General features: G+C 69.5%; 16 protein-coding genes. 10 read left to right on the top strand and 6 right to left on the bottom strand.

All coding sequences use genetic code 11. The annotated features are described in order from the left end of the window. Positions 1-6: 6 nt before the first annotated feature. Positions 7-858 (bottom strand): FG-GAP repeat domain-containing protein, encoded by an 852-nt coding sequence (locus V5F63_RS24265; protein ID WP_394102854.1) that lies wholly within the window; start codon positions 856-858, stop codon positions 7-9. Between the two features lie 258 nt (positions 859-1,116). On the opposite strand from V5F63_RS24265, the gene V5F63_RS24260 reads away from it, so the two are divergent. From V5F63_RS24260 to V5F63_RS24235, 6 genes are all read left to right on the top strand, one after another. Continuing rightward, a complete protein-coding gene (locus V5F63_RS24260) occupies positions 1,117-2,361 on the top strand; it encodes a glutamate-5-semialdehyde dehydrogenase (protein ID WP_394102883.1) in 1,245 nt (414 codons plus the stop codon). Continuing rightward, positions 2,358-3,002, top strand: coding sequence for a nicotinate-nucleotide adenylyltransferase (locus tag V5F63_RS24255; protein WP_348634279.1), 645 nt, complete (start codon positions 2,358-2,360; stop codon positions 3,000-3,002). Before V5F63_RS24260 ends, V5F63_RS24255 begins: the two co-directional genes overlap by 4 nt. A gap of 145 nt (positions 3,003-3,147) precedes the next feature. Then, positions 3,148-3,528, top strand: coding sequence for a ribosome silencing factor (gene rsfS, locus V5F63_RS24250; RefSeq protein ID WP_209486673.1), 381 nt, complete (start codon positions 3,148-3,150; stop codon positions 3,526-3,528). 34 nt (positions 3,529-3,562) lie between these two features. Beyond that, positions 3,563-4,045 carry a 23S rRNA (pseudouridine(1915)-N(3))-methyltransferase RlmH gene (rlmH, locus tag V5F63_RS24245; RefSeq protein ID WP_394102855.1) on the top strand — a complete coding sequence of 161 codons (483 nt, stop codon included), beginning with the start codon at positions 3,563-3,565 and terminating at the stop codon, positions 4,043-4,045. Positions 4,046-4,190: 145 nt separating this feature from the next. Next, a complete protein-coding gene (gene ykgO / locus V5F63_RS24240) occupies positions 4,191-4,316 on the top strand; it encodes a type B 50S ribosomal protein L36 (protein ID WP_024276737.1) in 126 nt (41 codons plus the stop codon). Between the two features lie 141 nt (positions 4,317-4,457). Next, a complete protein-coding gene (locus tag V5F63_RS24235) occupies positions 4,458-5,132 on the top strand; it encodes a hypothetical protein (RefSeq protein WP_394102856.1) in 675 nt (224 codons plus the stop codon). A gap of 6 nt (positions 5,133-5,138) precedes the next feature. Here the strand turns inward: V5F63_RS24235 and V5F63_RS24230 are convergent, their stop codons facing one another. Continuing rightward, positions 5,139-5,774, bottom strand: coding sequence for a DUF1036 domain-containing protein (locus V5F63_RS24230; protein ID WP_394102857.1), 636 nt, complete (start codon positions 5,772-5,774; stop codon positions 5,139-5,141). A 35-nt stretch (positions 5,775-5,809) separates the two neighbouring features. After that, positions 5,810-6,733 carry a DMT family transporter gene (locus V5F63_RS24225; protein WP_394102858.1) on the bottom strand — a complete coding sequence of 308 codons (924 nt, stop codon included), beginning with the start codon at positions 6,731-6,733 and terminating at the stop codon, positions 5,810-5,812. A gap of 213 nt (positions 6,734-6,946) precedes the next feature. Between V5F63_RS24225 and V5F63_RS24220 the strand changes: the two genes are divergently transcribed. Continuing rightward, positions 6,947-7,198, top strand: a complete 252-nt coding sequence (locus V5F63_RS24220) for a DUF2312 domain-containing protein (protein ID WP_394030185.1) — start codon at positions 6,947-6,949, stop codon at positions 7,196-7,198. A 59-nt stretch (positions 7,199-7,257) separates the two neighbouring features. Here V5F63_RS24220 and V5F63_RS24215 read toward each other — a convergent pair whose 3' ends face one another. From V5F63_RS24215 to V5F63_RS24205, 3 genes are all read right to left on the bottom strand, one after another. Then, a complete protein-coding gene (locus V5F63_RS24215; RefSeq protein WP_394102859.1) occupies positions 7,258-8,691 on the bottom strand; it encodes a peptidoglycan L,D-endopeptidase MepK in 1,434 nt (477 codons plus the stop codon). Positions 8,692-9,156: 465 nt separating this feature from the next. After that, complete coding sequence (locus tag V5F63_RS24210) at positions 9,157-11,157, bottom strand: L,D-transpeptidase family protein (protein WP_394102860.1); 2,001 nt, start codon at positions 11,155-11,157, stop codon at positions 9,157-9,159. Positions 11,158-11,253: 96 nt separating this feature from the next. Then, positions 11,254-11,979, bottom strand: a complete 726-nt coding sequence (locus V5F63_RS24205; protein WP_394102861.1) for a response regulator — start codon at positions 11,977-11,979, stop codon at positions 11,254-11,256. A gap of 259 nt (positions 11,980-12,238) precedes the next feature. On the opposite strand from V5F63_RS24205, the gene V5F63_RS24200 reads away from it, so the two are divergent. The 3 genes from V5F63_RS24200 to V5F63_RS24190 all read left to right on the top strand — a co-directional run bounded on the left by V5F63_RS24200 (position 12,239) and on the right by V5F63_RS24190 (position 16,912). After that, entirely contained in the window at positions 12,239-14,101 is a 1,863-nt protein-coding gene (locus V5F63_RS24200; RefSeq protein WP_394102884.1) for a M3 family oligoendopeptidase, read from the top strand. Between the two features lie 79 nt (positions 14,102-14,180). After that, the gene (locus tag V5F63_RS24195) at positions 14,181-15,566 is read left to right on the top strand and encodes a murein hydrolase activator EnvC family protein (protein ID WP_394030177.1); all 1,386 of its coding nucleotides are present in this window, start codon (positions 14,181-14,183) and stop codon (positions 15,564-15,566) included. Beyond that, positions 15,563-16,912 carry a S41 family peptidase gene (locus V5F63_RS24190; protein WP_209490039.1) on the top strand — a complete coding sequence of 450 codons (1,350 nt, stop codon included), beginning with the start codon at positions 15,563-15,565 and terminating at the stop codon, positions 16,910-16,912. The genes V5F63_RS24195 and V5F63_RS24190 overlap by 4 nt, the downstream gene beginning before the upstream one ends. Positions 16,913-17,107: the final 195 nt, after the last annotated feature.

The following is a 17,107-nucleotide window of genomic DNA, read 5'->3' as shown; positions in this document are numbered from 1 at the left end:
CTCGCCTCAGGGCGTGAGCGTCACGCGGCGGCCGCCGGCGAGGGCGACGTCTACGGCGGGCTTGCCGTTCACGGTGGCGAGGGTGAAATCCCCCGCCGCGGGCGCCGGAAGGGGACGGGAGGCGATCTCGTGCACCCCGGCCTTGAAGGCGAGGAAGCGCAGGCGCCGGCGGTCGAAGCTGGGCACCGCCAGATCCGCTACGCCGTCGCCGTCGAAGTCCGCCACCGCCGCAAGGCCCATCTCCGGGGACCCCGCCACATGGTTGGAGGTGTCGCCGGTTGCGGCGATCTCGACCAGTGCGCCGCCGCGCAGGGTGAACACCCGCAGGCGTCCCACCGCATGGGGCTGCTGCACATAAGCGATGTCGAGACGGCCATCGCCATCGAAATCGGCAATGCCCGCCGGATTCAGCCAGCGCTGGGGCGCGCCGGTGGCCGGGCCTTCCGCGATGACGGCGAGGGCGCCGTTGCGCTCGCCCACCACCACGAGGGCAGAGCCGGTACGGCTGGACGAGCGCACCAGCACCACCTCGTCGCGCCCGTTGCCATCCAGGTCGGCCAGGCGCGGGCGCCGGTCCTCGAACACCTCCTCGTCCGGCAGCCGCAGAACCAGCACGCGGCCGTCACGCATGCGCACCGAGAGGCCGGCCGCCTCCACCGGGGCACCCAGCACGAAATGCCGGTAGCGGGCCGTCGGACCCACCAGGGTCGCCTCGGCGATGGTTCCGCCGCCCCGTGCGGGACGGGCGTGGGGCAGGGGACCCTCCGGTTTTTGGGGGGTCTGGCCTTGGCCGGCTTGCGCATGGGCGGCCGGAGCGGCGGCGAGGCCGGCGAGAAGGACAAGGATGAATGCGCGCATGGGGCCTCGCAGCGGGACGACATGGCCAGCCTCTTGCCACGCTTGCGGGCCGCCATCCGTTGACAAGTCCGGGAGGAGCCGGCACCGCGCGGACCTGTCGCATCGTCCGCATGACGTGCTAGGGAAGGCGGCGCCCCTATCTATAGGGACAACATCGTCCTTTCCGTCGCGAGAACCGCCATGTCCACCGCCTCCGCCCTCCGCACCGATGCCGCCGCCTCTGCGGGTCGCTCCGTGCCGCCGGCGGAACTGGAGGCAATGATGCGCGACATGGGCAGGCGCGCCCGCGCCGCCGCGCGCACCCTCGCCCTCGCCGCGCCGGAGCAGAAGACGCAGGCGCTCCATGCCGCCGCCGCCGCCATCCGCGCGGCTGCGCCGGAGATCCTTGCCGCCAATGCCGACGATGTGGCCAAGGCCACGGCGGACGGCATGACCGGCTCCTTCCTTGACCGGCTCACCCTCACTCCCGCGCGGGTGGAGGCCATGGCCGAGGGCGTGGAGCAGGTGGCCGCGCTGGCAGATCCCATCGGCCTCGTCACCGAGCGCTGGACGCGTCCCAACGGCCTGATCATCGAGCGCGTGCGCACGCCGCTCGGCGTCATCGGCGTCATCTACGAGAGCCGGCCCAACGTGACGGCGGACGCCGCTGCCCTTTGCCTGCGGGCCGGCAATGCGGTGATCCTGCGTGGCGGCTCGGACAGCCTCGCCTCCTCCGGCGCCATCCACCGGGCCTTAGTGGCCGGCCTCACGGCCGCCGGGCTGCCGGAGGATGCCGTGCAGTTCGTGAGCGTGCCGGACCGCGCGGCCGTGGGCCACATGCTGGCCGGCCTTGGCAACACCGTGGACGTGATCGTGCCGCGCGGGGGCAAGAGCCTCGTCGCCCGCGTCCAGAGCGATGCCCGCGTGCCCGTCTTCGCCCATCTCGACGGCATCAACCACGTCTATGTGGACAAGGCGGCCGACCTCGACATGGCGAAGACCGTGGTGCTGAACGCCAAGATGCGTCGAACCGGCGTCTGCGGCGCGGCCGAGACGCTTCTGGTGGACCGGGCGGTGGCCGGAACGCACCTCAAGCCGCTGGTGGAGATTCTGATCGACGCCGGCTGCGAGATCCGCGGCGATGCCGAGGTTCAGGCGGTGGATGGGCGCGTGAAGCCCGCCGTCCCCGAGGATTGGGACACGGAATATCTCGACGCCATCATCGCCGCGAAGGTGGTGGACGGGGTTGGCGACGCCATCGCCCATATCGAGGCGCACGGTTCTCATCACACCGATTCCATCGTCACCGAGGATGCGGCGGCGGCCGATCGCTTCCTCGCCGAGGTGGACAGCGCCATCGTGCTGCACAACGCCTCCACCCAGTTCGCCGATGGCGGCGAGTTCGGCTTCGGGGCCGAGATCGGCATCGCCACGGGGCGAATGCATGCGCGCGGCCCGGTGGGCGCCGAGCAGCTCACCTCCTTCAAGTACCGCATTCACGGGTCGGGACAGACCCGCCCGTGACATCCTACGGCCCCGTCGTGGAGCCCGTGACGCCGCGTGCCGCGCGGCGTCTGCCCTTCGTCACGCCGGGCCTGCGGGTCGGGCTGTTCGGGGGCAGCTTCAATCCCGCCCACGGCGCGCACCGGGCAGCGAGCCTCCTCGCCTTGCGCCGGCTCGGCCTCGACCGGGTGTGGTGGCTGGTGACGCCGGGCAATCCCCTGAAGGACAATCGCGCCCTGCCGCCACTGGAGGAGCGCATCGCCATCGCCCGCGCGGTGGCGCGCCATCCGCGCATCGACGTCACTGGCTTCGAGGCGGGCATCGGCACCCGCTACACCTACGAGACGCTGGCCTATCTGGTGCGGCGGCTGCCGGGCGTGCGCTTCGTCTGGATCATGGGGGCGGACAACCTCGCCCATTTCGACCGCTGGCAGCATTGGCGGGGCATCGCGGATCTCGTGCCCATCGCGGTGGTGGATCGCATGGGCCAGAGCCTCGCCGCCACCGCCTCTCCGGCTGCGCAGGCGCTGGCGCGCTATCGTCTCGGCGAGCATGAGGCCCGCCTCCTGGCGGACTGCGCGCCGCCCGCCTGGGTATTCCTCCACGGGCTGAAATCCCCCCTGTCTTCAACGGGAATCCGGGCCGCGCGCGGGGTGCGGTAAGGCCGCCGAATCGAGACCGCTCGCCACAGGTCTTGAAAATTCATTGATTTGCAGGCATTCTGAGGGGGTGCGGCGGTTTGGACCGTCGCCTTGAGCGAGAGGATTTGGATCCCTGTCCACGACGGCACTTCTGGCGGCCGCTGAGATGACACCGCCCGCCACGGTTTCAGACGCCAAGGTTTCCGAGGCGCTTCCCGACGCTGCGGAAATCCTCGCCCTCGTCCAAGCCCGGCTGGAAGACGACAAGTCCGAGGACATCGTCTCCATCGACCTGCGCGGCAAAACCTCCATCGCCGATTACATGGTGGTTGCCTCCGGCCGCTCGCAGCGGCATGTGGGCGCCATCGCCGAGCACCTCATCGAGGCGCTCAAGGCGGTGGGGATCAAGCAGGTGCGAGTCGAAGGCCAGCCGGCCTGCGACTGGGTGCTCATCGACGCGAACGACGTGATCGTCCACGTCTTCCAACCCGAGGTCCGCAACTTCTACAATATCGAGAAGATGTGGGCCGGGACGCCCCGCTCCTGATGCGGTTTCGCGCTCCCGCGGGTTTCTAGACGACGTGCGCCTCGTCCTCGCCTGTGTCGGCCGGCTGAAAGCCGGCGCGGAGCGCGAACTCGTGACCCGCTACGTGGATCGCATCCGCCCCGCCGGCCGGCCGCTGGGGCTTGGCCCATGCGACATGATCGAGATCGCCGAATCCGCCGCGCGACGCGCCGAGGACCGCATGGCCGAGGAAGCCACAGCGCTCCTCGCGGCCATCCCGGCGGGTGCCGGCATCGTGGTTCTCGATCCGCGTGGGCGCCATCTCTCCAGCGAGGACTTCGCCCGTCGCATGGCGGCGGACAGGGACGGCGGGCTTGCCGCCCTCGCCTTCGTCATCGGCGGAGCGGACGGGCTGGGGGAAGAGGTGCGGGCGCGGGCATCCCTCATGATCGCGTACGGCACAGCGACGTTTCCCCACCAGCTGGTGCGCGTGATGCTGGCGGAGCAGATCTATCGGGCGGTCACCATCCTCGCCGGGCATCCCTACCACCGGGCGTAAGGGTCGGGGCGGGAATCCGCTGCTCGCATTGACATCGAGGTTCCGGCCCCTTATCACGCCGGCTCCGATGCAATTCCCGGTGTCGATAGGCCGCGCGGCAAGCGCGCCGCGGTCGGCCCCGAATTTCGACACGAGCGAGTTTGTCATGAAGATCCGCAATTCCCTGAAGTCGCTGCTCGGCCGCCACCGCGAGAACCGTCTCGTGCGCCGCAAGGGCCGCGTCTACATCATCAACAAGACCCAGAAGCGCTACAAGGCGCGCCAGGGCTGATCAGCCCGTCCGGCCTCGGCCGGTCTGTCGGTTCTTGAGCAAATGTGATCTGCCGCGCCGGCCCGGGGCCTCCCCGTGGCCGGCGCGGCTGTTGACGGCCGCCCTGTCGCGGCGGACACTTCGCCGATGATGTCTCGTGCGATGCATTCCGCTTCCGCCAGCCGCACGCTCCGTGCCGCCCGTCTCGGCCTCGCCGCCGCGCTATCCCTTGCGATGCTCGGCGGCCTCGCGCAGGCGCAGCAATTGCGCGGCGACAAGGCCATGCCGCAGCCGGGCCCTCCGGCCGCCGCGCCGTCCGATCCGGCTCCCGCGCGGCCGCGCCTGCCCCGCGACAAGCGCAGCCAGGTAGAAGGCCTGTTCGCCGCCCTCAAGGTCGCCCCCGACGATCGCAGCGCCAAGATGATCGCCGACCGGCTGGACCAGATCTTCGGCGATTCCGGCAGCCCCAGCGCCGACCTCCTGATGGCCCGCGCCGCTGCGGCGGCCGAGGCGAAGGAGACGGAGCTCGCCCTGCAGCTCCTGGATTCGGTGATCGAGATCGAGCCCGACTATATCGGCGCGCTCAGCCGCCGGGCGACCATCTTCTACCTGCGCGACGATTACGGAGCGGCCCTCGCGGACATGCGGGAGGTGCTGGCGCGCGAGCCGCGCCACTTCGCCATGCTCTACGGCCTCGCCCTCATCATGCGTGATCTCGGTGACGACAAGCGCGCGTTGCAGGCGGTGCGGCAGGCGCTGGCGGTCAATCCGCGCCTCGATGGGGCCGGCGAGCTGGAGAGCCAGCTGACCATCAAGGTCGAGGGGCGCGGAATCTGACCCGTCTCAGGGCTTCGCGCGGGGCACCGGCGGCGGCAGAGGGGCAGGGGCCTGGCTCTGCTTGGACTGGTTCGATTCCGTGAGCTGAACCGTCCAGGACTTCTGCTCCTGCGTGTCCACTTCGAAGAAGCCGGTGCGGTCGAAGCCGCGCGCGAGGCAGTCCTCGGCGCCCTTGATGGTGAATTCCTTTTCCCGCGTGCACATGTAGGCCTTGCCGGCCCACTCGCCGCCCTGGTCGTAATCGACCGCATAAAGGTAATAGAAGCGGGCAGCGAGGTCCCCGCGCAGCAGCGTCTCGCAGCTGTTGGCCGCGACATTCCACCAGCCTTCGGTGGCCCAGGCGTCGCCTTCCTTGTAGCCGAGGGCGATGCCGACCCGGCTCTGGGTGCGGTTGCACAGCCGGAATTCGGCGGCGGCGGGGGTCGGCACGAGGGTGGCGCCGATGCCGAGCGCGAGCGTGGCGCCGACGAGGAGCGCGAGGCGTCTTGGCGAACGGCGTCTTGGCGCAGGACTTCTTGGCGCAGGACTTCTTGGCGCAGGACTTCTTGGCGAACGGCGGGCCTGCCGCTCCGGAGTTGGGATGCCGGACGCGCAGGGTTCGGGCATGCCGTCGAAGCGGAAGAGCGTGGCAGCGAAGGGCATGATGGGCTGTTGTGTGCCCTCTGCGCGGCGGGGCGTCAATGCCTGCCCTCCCGGTAGCCGGTGGCGGGTGGGGGAACCGCGCTGCGCGCCTTTCGCGCGCGAGGGCGGGCGACCACGATGCCGGCGAGGATCAAGGCGCCGCCCGCCGCCTGAAGCGCGGTGAGCGGCTCGTCCAATAGCAGGGCGCCGAGCACGGCGGCGGAGGCGACCTCCAGGAAGAAGACGAGGGCACCGAAGGCCGGCGGCACGGCGGCGAGGCCCACCGCCATCAGCCCCTGCCCGCCCACCTGCGAGACGAGCGCCAGCGCCACCAGCGCCGCCGCGCCGCTGGTGCTGGCCGGCCAGAGGGTCGGCTCGGCGACGAGCGCCACCATCAGCAGGATCAGCGCGGTGGTGGCAGTGGAGACGAAAGTGATGGCCGCCGCACCGCGCGCCGCGCGCGCCCGGCTCACCGCGAGGAAATAGCCCGCGAAGAACACCGCCGTCGCCAGCCCCGCCGCATCACCGGGCAGATGCTGCGGGTCGAACTGCCAGGATCGTCCCACGAGCGCCAGCGCGCCCGCGATGCACAGCGCGAGGCCGATAAGGCCCGCACGGGAGACCTTCTGGCGCAGCACCAGCACGGCGAAGGCGGTGATCCACAAGGGGGAGGTGGTGGCGAGCACCGTGGCATTGGCGACCGTCGTGCCGAGGATGGCGAGGTGCCAGAAGAAGAGATCTCCGGCGAAGAAGGCGCCGGCAAGCAGCGAGAGCCGGTCGGGCCGGAAGGCGCGCGCTCCCTCCGCGAGGGCGGCCCAGAGCGCCAGCGGCGGCAGGGCGAGCGCCACCCGCCAGAAGGCGCTGGCGAACGGTCCCACGTCCGCGAGACGCACGAACAGCACGGAGGCGCCCATGGCCAGCGCCCCGAGCGTCAGCACCACGGTACCCAGGGCCATGCTCAGGGTGGGGGCTTTGCTCACGAAAGTGCTTCCATCGGCGATGGGCGGCCCCCTTGTGGATTGCGGACAGGGTGGAAAGCGGGGACGCATCCTTGACGCGCGCCGTCCGGCCCGCCTCTATCAGCTTTCCCTCCGGAGCCGCGACGGCTCCACCCTTTGACCCGCGCGCCGCCCCGGCTTGGCCTCGACGGACGCGCGACGGAACCCAAGGAGACCGTCCAGGTGGCGGAAGACGTGACAGATTCCCCCGCGGGCTTTGCCAAGGAACAGCTCAAGTCCTTCATCGAGCGCATCGAGCGCCTCGAGGAGGAGAAGAAGGCCATTGCCGACGACATCAAGGACGTGTTCGCCGAAGCCAAGGCCAACGGCTTCGACGTGAAGGCGCTGCGCACCATCCTGAAGATCCGCAAGGAGGATGTGGACGAGCGCAAGGAGCACGAGGCCATCGTGGATCTCTATATGCAGGCGCTCGGCATTTTCGTCTGACGGCGGCGGGCGGGAATCCCGCTCGCCTCGCTCACACGCCCTCGCTCACATGCCCTCGCTCACATGCGCGAGGTGTTGTAGGCCACCTGCGGCGCACGGAACACATAGGTCGGCAGGTCCGCCACGGCGGTGCCGGCGAAGCGGGCCTTGAGGCCGAACGAGCCATCCCGCGAGAAGGCCGTCGCCACCACCTCGCGCGGCGGCGCCATGAAGGTCGCCAGCTGCCGCATCTCCGGCACGCGCAGGTAGAGCTCGTTGGACAGGCTCGGCGACAGGAACAGGCGCCCGAAGGCGATTTCCGACAGCTTGGTGCGCTGCCGTCCGGGAGAGGGGGCGCTTGCGGCCACCGGCGCGGTCGCGACGGAGGCCGTGTGCCCGTGTGCCCCGGCCATGAAGCCGCCGGTGAGCGGCATGCGCTGATCCATCATCGAACCAGCCGAGGCGTAGCCGAGAACCGGCCCCGTCTCTCCGTCCGTTCCGCGCGTGATGACCGAGGGCAGCGGCACCGGCGCCGCGCCGAGGCTGGCGGTGCGCGTCCCGCGATCGGCCTCCGCCGGGCGCGGCAGGGGCAGCGGGGCGAGGAAGCCGTTGCGCGTCGCCTGGGCGCTGACCATGGCACCGGCGACGATCTCCGCCGGACGGGTCGGGGGAATCGGCATGGTGGCGGACGCCATGCGGACCGCGCGGGCCGGCGCGGCGGCGGGCGTCTCGCGGGGTGCGCTGTCTTCGGCGGAGGCCACCGTCGAGGAGGCCGCGGCCGGGGCTTCGCCGCCCTCGTCGTCCTCCGCATCCTTCTTGCCGAACAGGCTGGCGAAGAAGTTCTTGCTCTTGCCGCCGCTTGCGACGCCCACGCCGGGCTTGGAGCCGCGCGCCTGGAGCTCGGCCAGAGCCACGTCATACTTCGCCAGCGGGCGCCCGTCGGTGGGCACATGCACGGTCTTGCCGTCCGGGAAGACGCGGGCGAGCTGGTCGTGGCTCATGCGCGGCCAGTGGCGCACGCTGCCGGTGTCCATATGGACGAAGGGGGAGCCGGAGGTGGGATAGAAGCCGACGCCCCCGCGCTGGAGCCTGAGGCCCGCGACGCGCAGATCGGTGAGGTTCACGCCGGGAATGTAGAAGTCCATCGCCTTGCCCAGCATGTGCTGGGAGAACTTCGCCACGCCGCTGGAGCGGGAGCGCAGCATGGAGTTGGTTTCCGGCGACCGGTAAGACGAGACGATCTGGATCGGCGCGGTGGCGTCCACCTCCCGGTAGACTTCCCAGACGATGTCGAACAGCTGGGGGTCCATCTGCGTCGACTTCTGGTTGCGCCAGTCACGCAGGAAATGGTTCAGCTGGGCGAGAACCGCCGGGTCGTAGCGGCCGTCCTTCTTGAAGGTGAAGCTGCCGTTTTCGCCGGAATGGGTGTGGTGCAGGGTGATGGTGCGGGTGTCGCCGTTGGCGACCGCATTCTGCAGCGAAGTGGTGCCGGCGAGGACGAGACTTCCCGCCATGGCGAGGGCCGGGAGGAACGCCTGAAAGGCGGACCGACCGCGAGGGCCGCGGCAGCGGCGCGGGGGGCGGGCGGTTTCAGGCGTGGTGCGGATGGCCAATGTCTCGAACCCGAGGCTCAGATTTCAAGGGCTTCGCGACTGTTGCCGCGAAGCGATGGAGACAGAGTCTTGTCGGGTTCGGTTAAGGGTGCGTTGACACCCGGCTCCCCCAGCGCGCCGAAGAGGGCAGCGGGCCTCGCCTTCGGTCACGGTCCCGTGAGTAGCGGCGGAGTATGGCGAAAACGTGCCAAGCCTGACCTGAGGCTGTGGCCGTGGCGCATCAGGCAAGGGGCAGTAGCGCTGACTTTTCCGGCAAAATCGCGGCAGGTTGTCGCAGAACCGTGGCGGGTGGCCGAGTTAACGCATTGATAAAAAAGAAAGGCCCGCCGGAGCGGGCCTTTACGGTCGGTTGCGTTGCCAGCGGGTTCAGCGCGCGCGGGGCGCGGTCTTGGGCGTCGCGCTGTCGGCGATTCGCTGCTTGCCGTCGAGCCCGAGGAACGTCTTGGTCGCGGCGTTGATGCCGTAGAGATCCTCGCGCATCACGAGGCGCCCGGAGCCGTCCACAAAGGCATTGAAATAGACGATGTGGACCGGGAAGCGCTGCTTCAGATTGATGTAGCGCTCCGAGCCGCCGAACATCTTGGCGATGCGCTGCTCGCTCCAGGTGTCGCCCGGCAGGCCCATGTCGAAGATGACCTCGCCGAACTTGAGCGGCTCGTAAACGCGCACGCAGCCGTGGCTGTAGGCGCGGCGGTCGTTCTGGAACAGCGCCTTGGACGGCGTGTCGTGCAGGTAGACCGAGTGGTCGTTGGGGAACATGAACTTGATGCGCCCCAAAGCGTTCCGCTCGCCCGGATCCTGCCGGAACGAATAGCCGCCCGAACCGTTGCGCACCACCTGGATGCCGCGGCGGGCCAGGGCGCCGGGGTCGCTGCGCAGCAGCGGCATCATCTCGTTGCGGGCAATGCTCGGCGGGATGTTCCAGGCCGGATTGACCACGATGTACTGCATCTCGCGGGTGAGGAGCGGCGTCGGTGTCTCCGGCTTGCCCACCACCACGCGGGTCTCGTGGATCACCCGGCCGTCCTGGTTGATGCGCACCATGAACTCGGGGATGTTCACCATCACGTTCTTTTCGCCGAGGTCGCGCGGCAGCCAGCGCCAGCGCTCCATATTGGCGATGACATCGTTGCGCAGGCTGCCGCCGCCGCCGGTGGCGCCCACGTTGAGCGCGGCCAGGGTCTGCGGTCCGATGATGCCGGTGGGCTTGATCTTCGCCGACTCCTGGAACGCCTTCACCGCATCCACCAGCGTCGGATCGTAGACAAGATCGTTGCCCGGACGCTCGGTCACGCCAAGGCGGGCGCGCAGGGTGGGCATGCGCGGATCGCTGGCGCCGGGCTTCACCTGCGGGCCGGGCGGAATGGCGGGGATGGTGGGCGCGCTGCCGTTGGCCCTGGCAAGCTGCGCCTTCAGCGCCTTGTAGCCGGCATGGGGCGGGTTGAAGGCGGCGAGGGCGGCGTTGGCGTCGGGCGCGTAGGCGACCTTGGTCAGGGCTGCGGTCGGGTCGGGAATGTCGCGCACCGGCGTGACCAGCGAGGAGATCCGGCCAGGATCGAAGCGGCCGGCCTGCGCATGGCGGGCATAGGTCATGGCCGCGACCGCGATCTTCAGCTCGGTGCGGGCGAGATCGGCGGCGGTGGCGCCCCGCTTGGGCAGCGGAACCTGATAATCGGAGGGATCTAGCCCGTCCTCTCCGGCCGCGTCGAGGCGGGCGATGACCGCCTTGCCGCGCACGTCGAGCCCGGTGTCGGAGACGAACACCGGCATGTTCTGGCGAGCGCCGTAGAACGCCGCCAGCGCCTCCTGCTCCTTCTTGGAGGTGGTGACGGCCTCGGGCGTGGCGATCAGCGCGGCGATGGCCTCGCCCACCGGCGCGAGCGGATCGGCGGCCTCCACCGGCTGGGGCGCGGAGGGAGGAGTGGCGGGGGCAGGCGTCGCGGGAGCCGGCGTCGCGGTCTGGGCCGGAGCCGGCTGGACGGGGGGCGGATTGACCTGGGCCGCGGCCGGCGCGGCACCATCGCCGGCGGAATCGACGCCGCCGCGAACCGGGGACGCCACGGTCGAGGGCGCGGAAGCGCGGGGCGTGGCTGCGGGCGCGTAAGCCGGTGCGGCGGCGGGCGGCAGGGGCGTGGTGAGCGGGGCGGAATTGCCGGCACCATCGATGCCGCCCGTGGCGCGGGCGGACGAGGGTGCGGCATCACCGGGGCCGACGTCACCCGTGCCCATGCCCGCATTGGCGGTCACGGGAACGCCGTTCGGCGAGGCGACCGCCGGAGCGATGCCGAGGGAGAGCCCCACCAGGCCAGCGCTCATCAGCCGGCACAACGTGCCCGCGACGCTAACCTCACGCTGTGCGATGCCCATGATGCTCTCCTCGCCTCCACTTCTTGTGTTGGTGCCGTGCCGGACGGCGCCAATCAACTCACAAGCTTGGGCGAATGCCGGGTTTGTGGTGCCTTGTCACTCGGCAGCAACAAATTGCGCCGCTGACGGTTCCAGTTGGTGGTTGGTCTCTACCTCTGCGCCGTCGAGCTCCGCGAGCTTGCGGTAAAGCGTCGAGCGGCCGATGCCGAGGCGCCGCGCCACCTCCGCCATTCGCCCGCCGTAGAGATGGCAAGCGAAACGGATGGCTTCCGCCTCGATCTGGTCCAGCCTGCGGGCATGGCCGGACGCATCCAGATGGGCAAAGGTGGCGCCGATGGCCGCATCCGCAGCACCGGCGGCGCGCGCCTGGGCCGCGTGGGACGGAAACGCGATCACATTATCCGGAGTTGCGACCGCACCCGCCTGCCGGACCGCCGGGCGGCTCCCGCCTGAGGCCCGGCCCAGGGCGATGGCATTGGTGAGCGCCACTTCCAGGCGCAGCGCGCCGGCCGGCTTCACCACGAAATCGCGGGCGCCCGCCCGGATGGCGCCGCCGGCGGCGTCCAGGCCGGCGGAGGTCACCTGAACGACGACAGGGGTCTCGTCCCCCGCCGCCGTCAGGGCGGAGAGGACGCCCATGCCATCGAGCCCGGGCAGCACCAGATCGAGCAGCACCGCGTCGAATTGCTCCGCCGCAAGCCGGGCAAGGGCCGTGTCGCCGTCTTGCGCGACGGTGCAGCGGTAGCCCATTCGGGTGAGCGCCTGTTCGAGGCGGCGCGCCTCTTCGGAATCGTCTTCGACGATGAGGAGGGAAGAAGACATGGAGTGGCGGGCGACTCGGTACGGGGGATTCGTCCCCGACATTGGGCGGTGATGGTTAAGAACCCCTGACCCAAGTTCAGCCCATTCCGACGCCGGCCGCAGGCGCCCGCTTCGACCCGGCTTGCGGCGCGGAGCCATTGCGGCGATTTTGTCCGCCACGATCGAAGCAAGGAGCGGTGTGGCCGAAATGGACCGCGCCGCCGTTTCCGGAGGTTCCATGCCGCACAGTCTCCCGCACGCCATTGCCCGCATTTCGGCGATGCCCGTTCGTTCGCACGATTTCGAAAGCGCCTTTGCCGCCGCCCGTCACGCCGCCCAGACCGCCGCAGCCACCGCCTCCGCCACCGAGACGCTGCCGGAATGGAACCTCACCGACCTTTATGCCGGGATGGACGCGCCGGAGCTGGCCGCCGACATCACCAAGGCCGATGCCGAGTGCAAGGCCTTCGAGGCCGCCTACAAGGGCAAGCTCTCCGATATCCTCACAGCGCCCGGTGCCGGCGCGGCGCTTGCCGAGGCGGTGAGGCGGTATGAGGCGGTGGACGACCTCCTCGGCCGCATCGCCTCCTATGGCAGCCTGGTCTATGCCGGCGACACCTCGGACCCGGCCCGCGCCAAATTCTACGGCGACATCCAGGAGCGGCTGACCGATTCGTCCACCCATCTCCTGTTCTTCACGCTGGAGCTGAACCGCCTCGACGACGCGGCACTGGAAGCCGCCATGGCCGATCCGGCGCTCGGCCACTACCGGCCGTGGATCGAGGATCTGAGGAAGGACAAGCCCTATCAGCTCGACGACAAGATCGAGCAGCTGTTCCACGAGAAGTCGAGCCCCTCGCGCAGCGCCTGGAGCCGGCTGTTCGACGAGACGATCTCCTCCCTGCGCTTCAACGTGGACGGGCAGGAACTGGCCATCGAGCCCACGCTGAACCTCATGCAGGACACCAAGGAGGAGGTACGCCGCACCGCCGGCCTCGCCCTTGCGGATACGTTCTCCAAGAACCTGCGCCTGTTCACGCTCATCACCAACACGCTGGCGAAGGACAAGGAAATTTCCGACCGCTGGCGCGGCTTCCCCGATGTCGCCTCCTCCCGCCACCTCGCCAACCGGGTGGAGAAGGAGGTGGTGGACGCCATGGTCTCCTCCATCCGCGAGGCCTATCCGCGCCTGTCGCACCGTTATTACGCGCTGAAGGCCCGCTGGTTCGGCAAGGAGCGGCTGGAGTTCTGGGACCGCAACGCGCCGCTTCCGAAGGTGGAGAGCCGCGACATCGGCTGGGGCGAGGCGAAGGACACGGTGCTCACCGCCTACGGCAACTTCTCGCCGAAGATGGCCGACATCGCCCGCACCTTCTTCGACAAGTCCTGGATCGACGCGCCGGTCCGCCCCGGCAAGTCACCCGGTGCCTTCGCCCATCCCACCGTGCCGTCGGCGCACCCCTACGTGCTGCTCAACTACCAGGGCAAGCCGCGGGATGTGATGACGCTCGCCCATGAGCTGGGCCACGGCGTCCATCAGGTGCTCGCCGCCCGGCAGGGCGCGCTCATGGCGCCGACCCCGCTGACGCTGGCGGAGACCGCCTCCGTGTTCGGCGAGATGCTGACCTTCCGCAAGCTGCTCGACTCGGCGGAAAATCCCAGGACCCGCAAGATCATGCTCGCCCAGAAGGTGGAGGACATGATCAATACGGTGGTCCGCCAGACCGCCTTCTATACCTTCGAGCGCAACGTCCATTCCGAGCGCCGCCAGGGCGAGCTGACCTCCGAGAAGATCGGCGAGATCTGGATGGGTGTGCAGAGCGAGAGCCTCGGCCCGGCCATCCACCTCGGCGCGGGCTACGAGACTTTCTGGACCTACATTCCGCACTTCATCCACTCGCCCTTCTACGTCTACGCCTATGCCTTCGGCGACTGCCTCGTGAACTCGCTCTATGCGGTGTACGAGAAGGCGTCCGACGGCTTTGCGGAACGGTATCTGGAGATGCTCGCGGCGGGCGGCACCAAGCACCATGCGGAGCTGCTCGCGCCCTTCGGCCTCGACGCGCGCGACCCGGCCTTCTGGCAGACCGGCCTCAACCTCATCGACCGGATGATCTCCGAGCTGGAGAGCATGGAGGGCTGAGGGCGCGCGAGCCCGAACAGCCGCCCGGGATCGGCTTGGGCTTTACCGATCCTCAACCCTGTTCGTTGAGGATCGGTTCATGATGCCCCGGTCGGTCCTGATCTTCCTGACGCTGGCTGCGGCCCTTGTGGCCGCGGCGCCGTGGCTTCGCGTTCCCGCGGCCATCGCCCAGCCGGGCGCGCCCGCCCCGGCTGTTCCGCTGCCGCCGCCGGTCAACCGCTCCGGTATCGACACGGACGCCCTGAGGGCCGACGTGAAAGGCTCCGAGGAGGCGCAGCGCCAGCTGCGCGAGGATCTCGAGGCCGCCAAGGGCGATCGCGGCCGTCTCAACCAGATGCTGCTCGACACGGCCGCCCGCACCCGCGCGGTGGAGCAGCAGCTCATCGACGTGGAAGGCCGCATCGTCCAGCTGGATCGTTCCGCCGCAGATCTCAACACCTCGCTGGGCAAACGCCGGGGCGTCCTCGCCCAGGTGCTGGCCGCGCTGCTGCGCATGGGGCGGGAGCCGCCCCCCGCCATCCTCATGCGCCCGGACGATGCGCTGGATGCGGTGCGCTCGGCCATCCTGCTCGGCGCGCTGCTGCCCGAATTGCGGGTGGAGGCGGAGACGCTGGCCTCCGATCTTTCCGAATTGTCACGGGTGCGCACCGAGCTCGCCGCAGCCCGCGACCGCCTCACCACCCTGCGCGCCGACCTCGACGAGGACAGCCGCCGCCTCGCTGCGCTGGTGGGCGAGCGCCAGAAGCGGCAGGCGGAGGAGCATCCGGTCGCGTCCAGCGACAAGGCGCAGGCCGAAAGCGTCGCCAAGGCCACTGGCGATGTGCACGATCTCGTGACGAGACTGGAGAATGAGGTGGCCCCTTCCGCAAGGGCTGCCGACGCCGCGCAGGCGGTGACGCGCCCCCAGGAAGCCGGGCGGCCTGACCTTGCCGCGCTGAAAGATCCGGCGCGCCTGACGCCGGCCATCGCTTTCCCGCAGGCCAAAGGCTTGCTGCCTCTTCCGGTCGCCGGCGTGACGGTGCGGACCTTCGGCGCGGCGGATGGGGTGGGAGGTAGCGAGAAGGGCATGACCATCGCCACCCGGGCCGGCGCCCCGGTGAGCGCCCCGGCGGACGGCTGGGTGGTCTATGCCGGCCCCTTCCGCAGCTATGGCCAACTCTTGATTATCAACGCGGGCGGTGGCTACCATATTCTGATGGCAGGCATGGAACGGATCACCGTGGACCTCGGCCAGTTCGTCCTCGCGGGCGAGCCGGTGGGGGTCATGGGGGGCCTGTCCCGCACCGTGGGGGGCACGGTGCAGCGCGGTCCGGGGGGTAGCGGCGCATCCGCCCAGAACGGCTCACCGTCGCCGGGAACGGCCACGGGACAGCCCCAATTGTATGTCGAGTTCCGAAAAGACGGGTCCTCGATCGATCCCACGCCTTGGTGGGCGGCAACGGACATTCAGAAGGTACGTGGATAATGCGTCGGACGTCTCTCTTTCTTCTTGGCGTGGCGGCTGGCGCCCTCGTGGCGGTTGCAGCGGTCCAGCCACGGCTCATCCTCGGGACCGCGGCCGAGGCCGCGTCGTCGGATACCTACAAGCAGCTCAACCTGTTCGGCGACGTGTTCGAGCGCGTGCGCGCCGACTATGTCGAGAAGCCCGATGACGCCAAGCTGATCGAGGCGGCCATCAACGGCATGCTCCAGTCGCTGGACCCGCACTCCTCCTACATGGACGCGAAGAACCACCGTGACATGCAGGTGCAGACGCGCGGCGAGTTCGGCGGCCTCGGCATCGAGGTCATCATGGAAGACGGCCTGGTGAAGGTCGTCACCCCCATGGAGGGCACCCCCGCCGCCAAGGCCGGCGTGCTGTCCGGCGACCTCATCGCCAAGCTCGACGGCGACCAGGTTCAGGGCATGACCCTGAACGAGGCGGTGGACAAGATGCGCGGGCCGGTGAACACGCCCATCACGCTCACCATCCTGCGCAAGGGCACCGAGAAGCCCATCGAAGTGAAGCTGGTGCGCGACACCATCAAGCTGCAGACGGTGCGCTCGCGCGTGGAGGCGGATGACATCGCCTACATCCGCATCAACTCCTTCACCAACGAGCAGACCTTCGAGACCCTGAAGAAGGCCATAGACGACCTGACCGCGAAGATCGGCCCGGACAAGATCAAGGGCTACATCATCGACCTGCGCAACAACCCCGGCGGCCTGCTTGACCAGGCGGTGGCGGTGTCCGACGCCTTCCTCGATCGCGGCGAGATCGTCTCCACCCGTGGCCGCAACCCGGAAGAGACGCAGCGCTTCAACGCCCGTGGCGGCGACCTCACCAAGGGCAAGCCGGTGATCGTGATGGTGAACGGCGGCTCGGCCTCGGCCTCCGAGATCGTCGCCGGCGCCCTGCAGGACCACAAGCGCGCGACCGTCCTGGGCTCGCGCACCTTCGGCAAGGCCTCGGTGCAGACCATCATCCCGCTCGGCCAGCAGGGCGCGCTGCGGCTGACGACGGCGCGCTACTACACCCCGTCGGGCCGCTCCATCCAGGCCAAGGGCATCGAGCCGGACATCGTGCTGGTGCAGGACCTGCCGGACGAGATGAAGCAGAAGCTGGGCGTGACCACGGACTCGACCCGCGGCGAAGCCTCGCTGAAGGGCCACCTGAAGAATGGCGAAGACGAGCAGACCGGCTCGCCCTCCTACGTCCCGCCGGATCCGAAGGACGACACCCAGCTGAAGCTCGCCGTCGAGCTGATGAAGGGCACCGTGAAGAACGCCGCCTTCCCGGCGACGCCCAACAAGTCCTCGCAGGCCAACTGACCCGAGCAGATGCCGAACGGCGCACCGTTCGGCATCTGCTTAGACTTTAGGCAAGTGCCCCGTCCGAATGCTCGGGCGGGGCATTTTGCGTTGTTGGGTTCAGCTTGGAAGGCCTTGCCCGCAAGGGTTGGTCCGCCCGCGCCTGTGCGCGGCGGTATTTGGCGCACGCTGGCATATCCCTTGCTCCGTTGGGCT

Source organism: Xanthobacter wiegelii (assembly GCF_043193855.2).
Lineage (GTDB): Bacteria > Pseudomonadota > Alphaproteobacteria > Rhizobiales > Xanthobacteraceae > Xanthobacter > Xanthobacter flavus_A.
The sequence above is the reverse complement of the archived record's forward strand: the minus strand, read 5'-3'. Positions and strand labels throughout refer to the sequence as shown.